Genomic DNA, 12,770 nt, shown 5'->3' on the forward strand with positions numbered 1-12,770 from the left:
TCCCAGACGCTAGCATCGCCCTCGTGAGCCGCATCGAGAGCCCGTCCGCGCGACTCGCCCGGCTCGGCTTCGCCGACGCCGTGGCCGCCGCGGCGATGGTCGAGGCCTGGGAGCAGCACGGCACGCAGGACCAGATCGACCTGGCCCTGGCGGAGCTGCCCGGCACCGCCGACCCCGATCTCGCGCTGGCCGGCTTCAACCGCCTCCTCGCCGCGCGTCCCACCCTGTTCGCCGAGCTGGGGGAGGACGCGGCCTTCGCCCGCCGCCTGATCGCGGTCCTCGGGGCGAGTTCCGCGCTCAACCAGCACCTCGGCACCCACCCCGACGACGTGGCGGCCGTCATGGGCAGCGTCGAGCGGCGGACGCCGACAGAACTCCGCGCCGAGTTGCTCCTCGCCGTCGGCGCGGACCCGGACAGCCCCGTCCCCGTCGCCGAGAAGGTCCGCTCGGACGACCTGCGTCGCGCCTACCGCAGGGCGCTGCTGCGGATCGCGGCCCGGGACCTCACCGCGCCCGATCCGCTGCTCGCGCTGCAGGACATCGCGGGCGAGCTCGCCGACCTGGCGGACGGGACGGTGGAGACCGCCCTGGCGCTGGCCCGGGGAGAGGTGCCCGGCTGGGAGAAGTGCCGGATCGGGATCGTCGCGCTGGGCAAGACCGGCGCCGGTGAGCTCAATTACGTCAGCGACGTGGACGTGCTCTACCTCGCCGAACCCGCCCTGGACGACGACGGCGAGCCGGTCTGCGACCCGGGCACAGCCGTCGCTGTGGCCACCCGGCTGGCGAGCGCGCTGACCCGGGTGTGCTCCGCCCACACGGGTGCGGGCACGATCTGGCAGATCGATGCCGCGCTGCGTCCGGAGGGAAAGGCCGGACCGCTGGTCCGGACGCTGGCCTCGCACCGCGCCTACTACGAGAAGTGGGCGAAGAACTGGGAGTTCCAGGCGATGTTGAAGGCGCGGCCGATGGCCGGCGACCTCGCCCTGGCCGAGTCGTTCGTGGACATGGTGTGGCCGATGGTCTGGCGGGTCGCCGACAACGACCAGTTCGTCGGCGAGGTGCAGGCGATGCGCCGCCGGGTCATCTCGCTGCTGCCGGCGCGGGAGGCCAACACCGAGATCAAGCTCGGGGCGGGCGGTCTGCGCGACGTCGAGTTCAGCGTCCAGTTGCTCCAGCTCGTCCACGGGCGTTCCGACGAGCGGCTGCGCCTGCGCGGCACGTTCGACGCGCTGTCGGCGCTGGTCGACCACGGCTACGTCGGCCGGGCGGACGGGTACGACCTCGCCACCGCGTACCAGTTGCAGCGCTTGCTCGAGCACCGGATCCAGCTCTACCGGCTGCGCCGCACGCACCTGATGCCGGACGACGAGACCAACCAGCGCTGGCTCGCCCGGGCGATCGGCCTGCCCGAGCCGAAGGAGCTGATGCACCTGTGGCGCTCGACCGCCCGCCGCGTCCTCACGCTGCACCAGCGGCTGTTCTACTCCCCGCTGCTGGAGACGGTCGCGCGGATCCCGTCCTCGCAGGTGGGGCTGACGCCGGAGGCCGCGGAGGTGCGGCTGCGGGCGCTGGGTTACGGGGACGCGAAGGCGGCGCTGCGGCACATCGAGGCGCTCAGCCACGGCATGACCAGGCAGGCGGAGATCCAGCGGCAGTTGTTGCCCGCGATGCTCACCTGGTTCGCCGCCGGCCCGAACCCCGACCACGGGCTGCTCGCCTTCCGGCAGGTGTCCGAGGAACTTGGTAGTACACCGTGGTACCTCCGCACCCTGCGCGACGGCGATGTGATGGCCGAGCACCTGGCGAAGATCCTCGCGTCCTCCCGCTACGCGGTGGACCTGCTGATGCGCGCGCCCCAGAACGCGGCCCTGCTCGGCGACCCCGAGGGGCTGCGCCCGCGCCCGGGCGCGGACATCCTCGCCGAGATGCTCACCGCGTCCCGCCGGCACGAGTCGCCGGACGCGGCGATCGCTGCCGTCCGGGCGACCCGGCGCAGGGAGTTGCTGCGGCTGGCGATGGCCGACCTGCTCGGCGACCTCGACGTCCCCGCCCTGGGCAGGGCGCTGAGCGACCTGGCCGGTGCCACGATCGACGCCGCGCTGGAGGTCGCGTCGAGGGGCGTCAAGGTGCCGCCGATCGCCGTGATCGCGATGGGCCGCTGGGGTGGGTGCGAGCTGTCGTACGCCTCGGACGCGGACGCGATGTTCGTGGTCGCCGACAGCGACGACCCGGACGCCACGTCGTCGGCGACCACGGTGGTGAGCCGGCTGCGCGCGCTGCTGGCCAAACCGGGCCCCGACCCCGCGCTGGAGGTCGACATCGACCTGCGGCCGGAGGGCAAGGGCGGCGCGATGGTGCGCAGCCTCGCGTCCTACCGGGCCTACTACGAGCGCTGGTCGTCGACCTGGGAGGCGCAGGCGCTGCTGCGCGCGTCCGCGGGGGCGGGGGACCGCGCGCTGGGCACCACGCTGCTGGCCGACATCGATCGCGTCCGCTACCCCAAGGGCGGGCTCAGCCACGCCCAGGTGCACGAGATCCGCAAGCTGAAGGCGCGGATGGAGGCCGAGCGGCTGCCGCGCGCGGCCGACCCGGGACGCCACGTGAAGCTGGGCCCTGGCGGGCTCTCGGACGTGGAGTGGGTGGTGCAGCTGTTGCAGCTCCACCACGCGGGCGGCGACAAGCGGCTCCGCACGACGGGCACGCTGGAGGCGCTGGACGCGACCGTCCTGGCCGGTCTCCTGGATGAGGCGGACGCCGAGGCGCTGCGCGCGGCGTGGCTGCTGGCCAGCCGGATCCGCAACGCGATCACGTTGCTGCGCGGCCGCGCGACCGACAGCCTGCCGACCGACGTCCGCGAGCTCTCCGCCGTCGCGCAGATCCTCGGCTACGCCAAGGGCGACTCGTCCCAGTTCACCGAGGACTTCCGCCGCGGCGCCCGCCTCGCCCGCCAGGTCATGGACCGCGTCTTCTGGGACACCACCGACTAAGGCTGTCCTCCCGGGCTTGACCCGGCGGCGAGTTTGCTCGTCATCCCGGGCTTGACCCGGCGGTGAGTTTGCTCGTCATCCCGGGCTTGACCCGGCGGTGAGTTTGCTCGTCATCCCGGGCTTGACCCGGGATCTCGGGGACGAGGCTGACTGCACCGTCGTCGAGATCCCGGCTTTCGCCGGGATGACAGGTGGTTTGGCGGGGGTCGCAACGTTGCCGGTGGGGTTTGTTTGTCATCCCGGGCTTGACCCGGGATCTCGGGGACGAGGCTGACCGCATGGTCGTCGAGATCCCCGCTTTCGCCGGGATGACAGGGCCTCGTCATCCCGGGCTTGACCCGGGATCTGGGGGACGGGGCTGGCTGCAGGGTCGTCGAGATTCCCGGCTCTCGCCGGGATGACAGGGGGGAGTGGTTGCGCTTGTCTTCCCGTCTCAATCCTCAGGGCAGCAGTTCAGCGAGGTCGGTGACGACGAGGTCAGCGCCCTCGGCGAGGAGGGCGTCGTGGCCGACGCCGCGTTCGACGCCGACGACGAGGCCGAACCGTCCGGCGCGTCCGGCCTGGACGCCGGAGATCGCGTCCTCGAACACGACCGCGCGCTCCCTGGGGACGCCGAGCGCCTCGGCCGCCCGCAGGTAGGTGTCGGGCGCCGGCTTGCCCGCGATGGACTCCCTCCGCGCGAGCAGCCCGTCCACCACGACCTCGAACCGGTCGCGCAGGCCGGCGGCGACCAGCACGTCCTGGGCGTTGGCCGAGGACGACACGACGGCGACCTGCACGCCCACCCCGGTCAGGTAGTCGAGCAGCCGCACCGACCCGGGGTAGGGCCGGACGCCCTCGGTGGCCAGCACGGCGGCGAACTCCGCGTTCTTGCGGTTGCCGAGCCCGCAGACCGTCTCCGCCTCGGGCGGGTCGGACGGATCGCCGAGCGGCAACTCGATCCCGCGGGAGGCGAGCAGGTCGCGGACCCCGTCGTAGCGGGGCTTGCCGTCGACGTGGGCGAAGTAGTCGGCGTCGGTGTACGGCCGCTGGTCGCCGTGCGTGGGCAGGAAGGCGTTGAACATCCGGGACCACGCCCGCATGTGCACCTCTGCGGTCGGCGTCAGGACGCCGTCCAGGTCGAACAGGGCGGCGTCACACACGCTCATCAGGGTCGAGTTCGCGCTCATTGCCGCCGATCGTAACCCCGGCGGGCGGCCTCGCGGCCGGTGGCCGCAGAGTAGGCTGAACGCCGATGAGCGCCACCCAGACCCCGGACCTGCCCACCGTCACCACCAGCCTCTCCGGCTGGGGTCGCACCGCCCCCTCCACCTCGCAGGTGCTGTCCACGTCGGACCCGGAGCTGATCGCGTCCGCGGTCGCCGCCGTCGCCGACCACAACGCCGACTCCCCGTCCCACCTCAAGCGCGGCATCGTCGCCCGCGGGCTGGGCCGCTCGTACGGTGACGTCGCCCAGAACGCCGGCGGGATCGTCGTCGACATGACCGCGCTGGACACGATCCACGCGATCGACCCGGCATCGGCCACGGTGGACGTGGACGCGGGCGTGAGCCTCGACACCCTGATGCGCGCGGCCCTGCCGTACGGGCTGTGGATCCCGGTGCTGCCGGGCACCCGCCAGGTCACGATCGGGGGAGCGATCGGCTGCGACGTGCACGGCAAGAACCACCACAGCGCAGGCTCGTTCGGCAACCACGTCGCCTCGATGCAGCTGCTGGTGGCGGACGGCCGCGTCCTCACCCTGACCCCGGACGGCACCGCGGACGACCCGGACGCGAGCATCTTCTGGGCGACCGTCGGGGGGGTCGGGCTGACCGGCATCATCCTGCGGGTGGTCCTGAACATGACCCGCACCGAGACGGCTTACTTCATCGCCGACGGCGTCGTCACGCACACGCTGGACGAGACGATCGCCGTCCACTCCGACGGCTCGGAGTCGCGCTACGACTACTCCAGCGCCTGGTTCGACGCGATCTCTCCCGCACCGAAGCTCGGCCGTGCGGCCTTGTCCCGCGGCTCGCTGGCCACGCTCGACCAGCTCCGCGAGAAGGCGCCGAAGCTCGCCGCGGACCCGCTCGCCTTCCACGCCAAGCCGCTGTTCGAGCTGCCCGACGTCTTCCCCAACGGGCTGGCGAACAAGTACACGTTCACCCTGCTCGGCAACCTCTGGTACGCCAAGAGCGGCAACTACACCGGGAAGATCCAGAGCCTCACCGGCTTCTACCACCCGCTGGACATGTTCAGCGAGTGGAACCGCGCCTACGGCTCGCACGGCTTCCTGCAGTACCAGTTCGTCGTGCCGCCGGCCGCCGTGGCCGAGTTCAAGAAGATCATCGCCGACATCCAGGCGTCCGGGCACTACTCGTTCCTGAACGTGTTCAAGCTGTTCGGGCCGGGCAACCGGGCGCCGCTGAGCTACCCGATGGCGGGCTGGAACGTGTGCGTGGACTTCCCGATCAAGGCCGGCCTGCACGAGTTCCTGCACGGCCTGGACGCGCGGATCCTCGAGTTCGGCGGCCGGCTCTACACAGCGAAGGACTCCCGCACGACGGCGGAGACCTTCCACGCGATGTACCCGCAGATCGACGACTGGATCGCGACCCGGCGCCGGATCGACCCCCACGGGGTGTTCGTGTCCGACCTCGGCCGCCGCCTCGAACTCGTCTGAAGTGACCCACCTGTCATCCCGGGCCCCGACCCGGGATCTCCCGAGGAGAAACACCATGATCGACGCCACCGGCAACCCCCAGACCGTCCTGCTGCTGGGCGGGACGTCCGAGATCGGCCTGGCCATCGTCAAGGAGTACCTGGCGAAGCAGCCATCGCGCGTCGTGCTGGGCGTGCAGCCCGGTGACGAGCGGCGGGACGCGACGATCGCCGACCTGTTGGCCGCCGGCGCCAGCGACGTGGACGCGCTCGACTTCGACGCGACGGCGTTCGACACGCACGCCGGGGTGATCGACGCCGCCTGGGCGATCGCGGACGTGGACGTCGCCATCGTCGCCTTCGGCCTGCTCGGGGACGCGGAGGAGCTGTGGCAGGACCAGTCGAAGGCCGTCCAGATCGCGCAGGTGAACTACACCGGTGCCGTCAGCGTCGGCGTCCTGCTGGGCCAGCGGATGAAGGCGCAGGGCTACGGCCAGATCATCGCGATGTCGACCGTCGCGGGCGAGCTCGTCCGGCGCTCGAACTTCGTCTACGGCTCGACGAAGGCGGGGCTGGACGGGTTCTACCGGTTGCTCGGCGAGGCGCTGGAGCCGTTCGGCCCGAAGGTGCTGGTCGTGCGTCCTGGCCAGGTGCGGACGCGGATGTCGGCGCACGTGAAGGAGGCCCCGCTGACGGTGGACCCGGACCAGCTCGCCACCCAGGTGGTGGACGCGGCCCGCAACGGCAGGACGCTGATCTGGGTGCCGGCGCCGTTCCAGTTCGTGATGTGGGCGCTCAAGCACGTCCCCGCGCCGCTGTTCCGCCTGCTCCCGATCTGAACCGCTGGGGACGGTTCCTGTCGATCCCCCCGTCGCCGTGCCGATGAGCTCTGACAACCCGAACACCCGGCTCGACGGCGTGGTCGTGCCCGGGGTCGTCCGTGACCTCGCCGCGGGGCGTCGGGTCTCGCCGGTGTGGCGCAACGAGATCGGCGGCGTCACGTTCAGCGTCGGCGACGGCGCGGAGTACGTGAAGTACGGGCCGCCGCACGCGGAGTTCGACCCGGTGGCGGAGTCCGAGCGGCTCGGCTGGGTGGGTGCGTTCGTCACGGCCCCGTGTCCGCTCGGCCACGGGCGGGACGCGGCGGGCAACCTCTGGTTCCGGACCGCGGGCATTCCGGCGACCTCGGCCGTCCTCGGCGGCTGGCGGTCCCACCCCGAACGGGTCGTGCCCGAGCTCGGACGGGCGCTGCGCCGCTTCCACGAGGTGGTGCCGGTCGACTCCTGCCGCTGGGAGTGGTCTGTCGCGGGCCGCCTGGCGTACCGGGGACTCCCCGCCGACCACCTCGGGGCGTGGCCGGACCTCGACCCCGTCGTCTGCCACGGGGACGCGTGCAACCCGAACTTCCTGCTCGATGCGGACGGGCGTTGCGTCGGCTACGTCGACCTCGGTCGGCTCGGCGTCGGCGACCGCTGGGCCGACCTCGCCCCCGCGCTGCTCAGCCTCGGCTGGAACTTCGGCCCCGGCTGGGAGCCGGCGTTCCTGGCGGCCTACGGCATCGACCCGGACCCGGCCAAGCAGGACTTCTACACCCGCCTCTGGAACGCCGAGTAGGCGAGGATTCGCCAGGTCCGTCCCTCGCGCCGGTGGTGGCTGGCACGTGGCGTCCACGTTGTCGTGGACGGATGTGCGGCGTAGTCACGCGTTTCCGTCCACTTTGTCGGTGCGAGGACGCCGCCGAGGCACAAGGTGGACGGAAGTGTGGCGTAGTCGCGTCAATGCGTCCACCTTGTGGTGGACGGTCGGTGGGGGTGGGGCTGTCATCCCGGGCTTGACCCGGGATCTCCGGTTCGGGGTGGCCGCACATGGACGCGGAGATCCCGGCTTTCGCCGGGATGACAGGGATGGGCGGAGCTTCGGAGATCAGGCGGTCAGCTCGGCGTCGGAGCGGAGGATGCAGAACTCGTTGCCCTCGGGGTCGGCGAGGACCACCCAGCCGGTGCCGGGGCCGTGGATGCCGCGGTGGTCGGCGATGAAGGTGGCACCGAGGCCGAGGACGTGCTCGATCTCCTCGTCGCGCGTGCGGTCGGTCGGACGCAGGTCGAAGTGCAGCCGGTTCTTCACCGCCTTCGCCTCGGGAACCTTGATGAACAGCACGCCCTGGCCGCCGCCGGGCGGCAGGAGCAGGCACTCCTCGTGGTCGGGCTCGTTCGGGTCGTCCGGGTCGGCGTGGTAGTCGAGCACCTGCTCCCACCACAGCGAGAGCTCGTAGGGCTGGTCGCAGTCGACGGTGACGTGGGAAATCCGGCAGGTCATGGCAGTCCTCTCACGTGACGGTGCGCACCATTGTCGCCGTCATGCCCGCTCAACTCCACCGCCGCACGGGGCCTCGCGACCGCCGCTCAGACCACGATCGCGGTGCCGTCGGGCACGGCCTCGGCCCCGCACCGGGCCAGTTCAGCCCGCAGCCCGGCCAGGGGCGGGTTGTCGTGCCCGAGGTGGACGGCGACCACCCGCGTCACCTCGTCGGCGGCACCGACCTCGCGCAGCCTGGCCACCGTCGCGGCGAACGTGTCCAGCCGCAGGTGCTGGTCGCCCTTGTCGGAACGGGTCCCGAAGGTCTCCTCGAGCAGCACCAGGTCGACCCTGCGACCCCCGAGGAGCTCCCACGCCGCCTCCGGAAGGAGCCCGGTGTCGCTCGCGTAGAGCAGGGTGGACGTCCCGTCCCCGACCAGGTAGCAGAGCGCCTCGCCGAACGCCTCGTGGTTCGCCGGCAGCGCCGTGATCCGGTAACCGGCGAGCTCGAACTCCTCGCCCGCGGTCACCGTTCGGAAGGTCACGGCGGTCTGGTCGGCGTCGAGCCACTGCCGCGCCCACGCGACCACCGGCGCGGGTCCGGCGACCTCCAGCGGGGCGGCGGTGACCCAGGACCGGTGCAGGAGCACGGCCGGGTCCAGGTGGTCGTCGTGGACGTGGCCGACCACGACGGCGTCCAGCCCGACGAGGTCACGGCCCAGCCTCGCCACCTGCCGCGGCGCCTCGGGGCCGGGGTCGATCAGGAGGCGTCCGTCCACCAGCGCCGACGTCGGCGTCCGCAGCTCGCCACGCTCGCGGTAGTCCGTGCAGGTCGCGCACCGGCAGAACAGGTTCGGGACCCCGTCGGCCGCACCGGTGCCCAGCAGCAGCACCTCCATCAGGAGGCGTCCCCGGTCGGCATGCCCCAAGGCTAGGGCCATTCGGGACGCGACGACGCCACCGTCCCCCGGCAGCCCACGGCCCCGCCGAGGGATCGACGGGGCCGTGACACATGAAGGGGAAATCAGGTTGGCTGTCGTCATCTACCTCCCGAGGTGCCGGTTCTTCGTTGCTGAGGACTACTCAACCCCCGGTGCCTGTGCTGACCTCAGGCCGTTCCTGTGGGTTCGGTGAGGACGACGAGCTTGCCGGTCGCCTGCCCGCTCTCCATCCGCTCGTGGGCCTCCGGTACCTGGTCGAGCCGGTACACCCGGTCGATGGGGACGAGGGCGCGCCCGGCGGCGATGTCGTCGAGGAAGCCCTGCAGTACGGCACCGGGGAGGTCGGCGGCGTCGCCGGAGTAGGCGGTCAGCCGGACGCCCCTGGGCATGTCCATGGGGTAGAAGTCGGGGATGGTCCACTGGTTCGACAGCATCCCGGTGAAGCAGACCGTGCCGTGGACGCGGGTGGCGGCCATCGTGTCGAACAGGGTCGGGGCGCCGACCAACTCGACGGCACCGTCCACCCCCTCGGGAACGATCGCGCGCACCGCCTCGGCGATCGCGCCGTCGTCGATGACCACGTGGTCGACGCCGATCTCCTCGAGCGCGCCCGCCTTGGCAGGGCTGCGGGTCGTGGACAGCACGGTCAGTCCCTTCCGCTTGGCCAGGACTGCCGCGGCCATCCCGACCGAGGACGTGCCGCCGCGGACGAGCAGCGTCTGTCCGGCCCGCGCGTCCACCCCGACGGTGAGCGACCCGTGGGCGGTCTGGAGCATCTCCGGCACGGCCCCGATCACCTGCCAGGGAAGGTCGGACGTGAACGCGATCACCTGGCCCGCGGGGACGCAGGTGTACTCGGCGTAGCCGCCGTCGAAGCTGCGCCCCATGCCGCCCATCATCGCGACGACCTGCTGGCCCTGTGCGAACTCGCCGCCCGGTGCGGCGGCGACCACACCGGCCGCCTCGATCCCCAGCACGCGCGGCCAGGTCACCGCGTCCCCGGAGAACCCCAGCCGGGTGTACAGCTCGGAGCGGTTCAGCCCGAAGGCGTGCACCCGGATCAGCACCCACCCCGGCGCCGGCTCGGGGACGGGCAGCTCGCGCACCACGAGCTCGGAGGCCGGGCCCGGCCCGTCCAGCACCACCGCGCGCATCGACCCAACCATCTGACCCCTTCCCTGCCCGGCAACGATAGGCCCGGGTTATCCGTCCGGATACTGACACGTGCAAGTGATGCTCTTGACCGGAAGACCTCGCGCTTCTACTTTCACGTGTAAGCAAGGAGGGTCAGATGCCGCGAGAGCGCAGCACGAGCACCGATGTGGCGCGACGCGCCGGGGTGTCGCGGGCGACCGTCAGCTACGTGCTGAACGGCCGGGCGGACCAGTCGATCCCCGAGGCGACCCGGCAGCGGGTGCTCACCGCCGCGCACGAGCTTGGCTACGTGCCGAACGCGGCGTCGCGGGCATTGCGGGGCGGACGCTCGCACCTCGTCGTCCTCGTGAACTCGGGCATGCCGTGGAGCACGAACATCACCGACGTCGAGGACCGGCTCACCGCGGACGTGGCCGCGTCCGGCCGGTCGCTGGTCGTCTGGCGGCGTCCCGGCCCGGACGACCTCGCCGCGACCCTGGCCAACCTCGAGCCATGCATCCTGATCGCGCTGGACCCGCTCAGCGCGGCCGAGCGCGAGGTGCTGGCCACCGTCGGGGTGCCGCTGGTGGAGGCCGACCCCGGCCACCCCGGCACCGACCCCTCGCCGCGCGTGCAGGCCGAACGCCTCGTCGGGGGTGGGCACTCCCGGCTGGGCTACCTGACCACCAGCGAGCCGTCGCTGCGCCGGTTCGCCGAGCCTCGCACGGCGGGCTTCCGGGAAGCCTGCCGGTCGCTCGGCCTGCCCGAACCGAGGGTGGGGGAGGTGCTCGGCGGGCTGGCGGCGAGCGTTCCCGCGGTCGCCGATGTGCTCGCCGGGTGGCTGACGGGCCCGGAGCCAGTGACGGCAGTGGCCTGCTTCAACGACGTCCATGCCGCCGCGTGCGTGGCCGCCGCGGACGGCCTGGGTGTCGCCGTTCCGAACGCGTTGTCGGTGATCGGCCTGGACGACGAGGTGTTCGCACCGTTCATCCGTCCGCCGCTGACCACGGTGCGACTGGACCCCCTCGGCTTCGCCGACGACCTGTGGGCCCGCTGTCTGCACCGCCTCGGCGAGGGCGGGGAGCCGGGCGCCTTCGTCCCTTCGGTACGACTCGTGGAGCGCGCCAGCGTCGGCGTGGCGCAGGGAAGCAGGGAGACAGCATGACGATCGACATCCCCGACCTCGAGCGGTTCGGGCACGACGAGGCGTGGCGGCTGGGCCGCAACCTCGTCGAGGCGTGCCGGAGGAACGCTCTGCCGGTGGCGGTCAGCGTCCATCTCGGGGCCCAGCGGGCGTTCCACGCGGGCCTGCCCGGCAGCAGCGCCGACAACGATCGCTGGGCGGAACGCAAGACCCGGATCGTGTGGCACTTCGGGGTGTCGTCGCTGGAGGTGTGGCAGCGCTACGTCGGCGCGGACGGCGACCCGCTCGGGTTCCTCGCCGCGTTCGGGCTGCCGGCCGCCGACTACTTCCCCGCCGGCGGGGCGGTGCCGATCCGGGTGCGGGGCGCCCTGGTCGGCGTGCTGGCCGTCTCCGGCATGGAATCGAACGAGGACCACGACCTCGCGGTCGCCGCCCTCGGTGAACTCTCTCGCGAAGGAGCAGCGGAATGACCGCGCAGACCCACGGCGGACGGATGGGACGGGTCGGCGTCGGCCTGATCGGCGCCGGCATGATCAGCGACACCTACCTGGACAACCTGACCAGCTTCCCGGATGTGGAGGTGGTCGTGGTGGGCGACCTCGACGCCGGGCGGGCCAAGGCCCAGGCCGAGAAGCACGGGGTCCCCGGCTGGGGCACGCCCGACGATGTGCTGGCCCACCCTGACGTGGAACTCGTGGTGAACCTGACCATCCCCGCCGTCCACGCGGAGGTGTCGTCGGCGGCGATCGGGGCGGGCAGGCACGTCTGGTCGGAGAAGCCGATCGGGATCGACAGGGAGAGCGCGCGGCAGTTGCTGGACGACGCGGCGCGGGCGGGACTGCTGGTCGGCGTGGCTCCGGACACGCTGCTCGGGCCCGGCTTCCAGACCGTCCGCAGGGCGATCGAGCGGGGCGACATCGGTGCCCCGCTCGCGGCCCGGACCGTGTTCGAGTACCCGGGGCCGGACCTGTTCCACCCGAACCCGGAGTTCCTGTTCGCGGCCGGCGCGGGCCCGCTGTTCGACGTGGGGCCGTACTACCTGACCGCGCTGGCCCAGGTGTTCGGGTCGTTCACGAGCGTGAGCGCCGTCGGGACGCGAAGCCGCGCCACGCGGACGATCCAGGTCGGCGAGCGGGCGGGGACGGAGTTCCCGGTGGTGGCGCCGAGCACCGTGTCGGCCGTCGCCGCGTTCGCCGGTGGCGGGATCGCGCAGAGCCTGCTCAGCTTCGACTCCCCGCTGGCCCGCATGGGCTACGTCGAGATCACCGGGACGGAGGCGACGCTGCTCGTCCCTGACCCGAACACCTTCGGCGGCGAGGTCCGGCTGACGCGACCGGCGACACTGGCCAACCTGCAGGCCGAACCGGAGTGGATCTCGCTGCCGGTGCCCGCGGAGACGTTCAGCCGGGGCGCGGGCGCCCTCGACCTCGCCCGCTGCGTCCGCACGGGCGGGACGCCGGTCGCGTCCGGAGAGCTGGGCTACCACATCCTCGACGTGATGGCCTCGATGGAGGAGTCGATCGCGACCGGTAGGACGGTTCCGATCGCGAGCACCACGAGCCCCGTCCCGCTGCTCCCCGAGGGCTGGAACCCGAAGGAGGCGACGCTGTAGTCCCGCAAGGT

At 72.2% G+C, this 12,770-nt stretch carries 11 protein-coding genes and 1 pseudogene; 7 read left to right on the forward strand and 5 right to left on the reverse strand.

The window, feature by feature from the left end:
- Positions 1-23: 23 nt before the first annotated feature.
- Positions 24-2,987, forward strand: coding sequence for a bifunctional [glutamine synthetase] adenylyltransferase/[glutamine synthetase]-adenylyl-L-tyrosine phosphorylase (locus QM779_RS00355; RefSeq protein WP_428530106.1), 2,964 nt, complete (start codon positions 24-26; stop codon positions 2,985-2,987).
- Positions 2,988-3,427: 440 nt separating this feature from the next.
- Here the strand turns inward: QM779_RS00355 and QM779_RS00360 are convergent, their stop codons facing one another.
- Complete coding sequence (locus QM779_RS00360; protein ID WP_428530108.1) at positions 3,428-4,156, reverse strand: HAD family hydrolase; 729 nt, start codon at positions 4,154-4,156, stop codon at positions 3,428-3,430.
- A 65-nt stretch (positions 4,157-4,221) separates the two neighbouring features.
- Here QM779_RS00360 and QM779_RS00365 point away from each other — a divergent pair, with 65 nt between their 5' ends.
- Genes QM779_RS00365 through QM779_RS00375 form a run of 3 tightly spaced genes read left to right on the forward strand, consistent with a single transcriptional unit; the run spans position 4,222 to position 7,247 of the window.
- Positions 4,222-5,655: an FAD-binding protein gene (locus tag QM779_RS00365; protein ID WP_428530110.1), complete on the forward strand. Its 1,434-nt coding sequence runs from the start codon at positions 4,222-4,224 to the stop codon at positions 5,653-5,655.
- A gap of 55 nt (positions 5,656-5,710) precedes the next feature.
- Positions 5,711-6,472, forward strand: a complete 762-nt coding sequence (locus QM779_RS00370; protein WP_428530112.1) for a decaprenylphospho-beta-D-erythro-pentofuranosid-2-ulose 2-reductase — start codon at positions 5,711-5,713, stop codon at positions 6,470-6,472.
- Positions 6,473-6,515: 43 nt separating this feature from the next.
- Positions 6,516-7,247: a phosphotransferase gene (locus QM779_RS00375; RefSeq protein ID WP_428530114.1), complete on the forward strand. Its 732-nt coding sequence runs from the start codon at positions 6,516-6,518 to the stop codon at positions 7,245-7,247.
- A 309-nt stretch (positions 7,248-7,556) separates the two neighbouring features.
- Here QM779_RS00375 and QM779_RS00380 read toward each other — a convergent pair whose 3' ends face one another.
- From QM779_RS00380 to QM779_RS00395, 4 genes and pseudogenes are all read right to left on the reverse strand, one after another.
- Positions 7,557-7,949, reverse strand: coding sequence for a VOC family protein (locus QM779_RS00380; protein ID WP_428530116.1), 393 nt, complete (start codon positions 7,947-7,949; stop codon positions 7,557-7,559).
- An 86-nt stretch (positions 7,950-8,035) separates the two neighbouring features.
- Positions 8,036-8,869 carry an MBL fold metallo-hydrolase gene (locus tag QM779_RS00385; protein ID WP_428530118.1) on the reverse strand — a complete coding sequence of 278 codons (834 nt, stop codon included), beginning with the start codon at positions 8,867-8,869 and terminating at the stop codon, positions 8,036-8,038.
- Between the two features lie 167 nt (positions 8,870-9,036).
- On the reverse strand, positions 9,037-10,023 hold the full coding sequence (locus QM779_RS00390) for a zinc-binding dehydrogenase (RefSeq protein ID WP_428530120.1): 987 nt from the start codon (positions 10,021-10,023) through the stop codon (positions 9,037-9,039).
- Positions 10,024-10,071: 48 nt separating this feature from the next.
- A pseudogene (locus QM779_RS00395) lies at positions 10,072-10,173 on the reverse strand (hypothetical protein); the annotation flags it as partial.
- On the opposite strand from QM779_RS00395, the gene QM779_RS00400 reads away from it, so the two are divergent.
- Genes QM779_RS00400 through QM779_RS00410 form a run of 3 tightly spaced genes read left to right on the forward strand, consistent with a single transcriptional unit; the run spans position 10,161 to position 12,759 of the window.
- Positions 10,161-11,168 carry a LacI family DNA-binding transcriptional regulator gene (locus tag QM779_RS00400; protein WP_428530122.1) on the forward strand — a complete coding sequence of 336 codons (1,008 nt, stop codon included), beginning with the start codon at positions 10,161-10,163 and terminating at the stop codon, positions 11,166-11,168. The pseudogene QM779_RS00395 and the gene QM779_RS00400 overlap by 13 nt on opposite strands.
- A complete protein-coding gene (locus QM779_RS00405; protein WP_428530124.1) occupies positions 11,165-11,617 on the forward strand; it encodes a heme-binding protein in 453 nt (150 codons plus the stop codon). Before QM779_RS00400 ends, QM779_RS00405 begins: the two co-directional genes overlap by 4 nt.
- Positions 11,614-12,759, forward strand: a complete 1,146-nt coding sequence (locus QM779_RS00410; protein WP_428530126.1) for a Gfo/Idh/MocA family protein — start codon at positions 11,614-11,616, stop codon at positions 12,757-12,759. The genes QM779_RS00405 and QM779_RS00410 overlap by 4 nt, the downstream gene beginning before the upstream one ends.
- Positions 12,760-12,770 lie beyond the last annotated feature (11 nt).

The organism is Propionicimonas sp., from assembly GCF_049840635.1.
In the GTDB taxonomy this organism is placed as follows: domain Bacteria; phylum Actinomycetota; class Actinomycetes; order Propionibacteriales; family Propionibacteriaceae; genus Propionicimonas.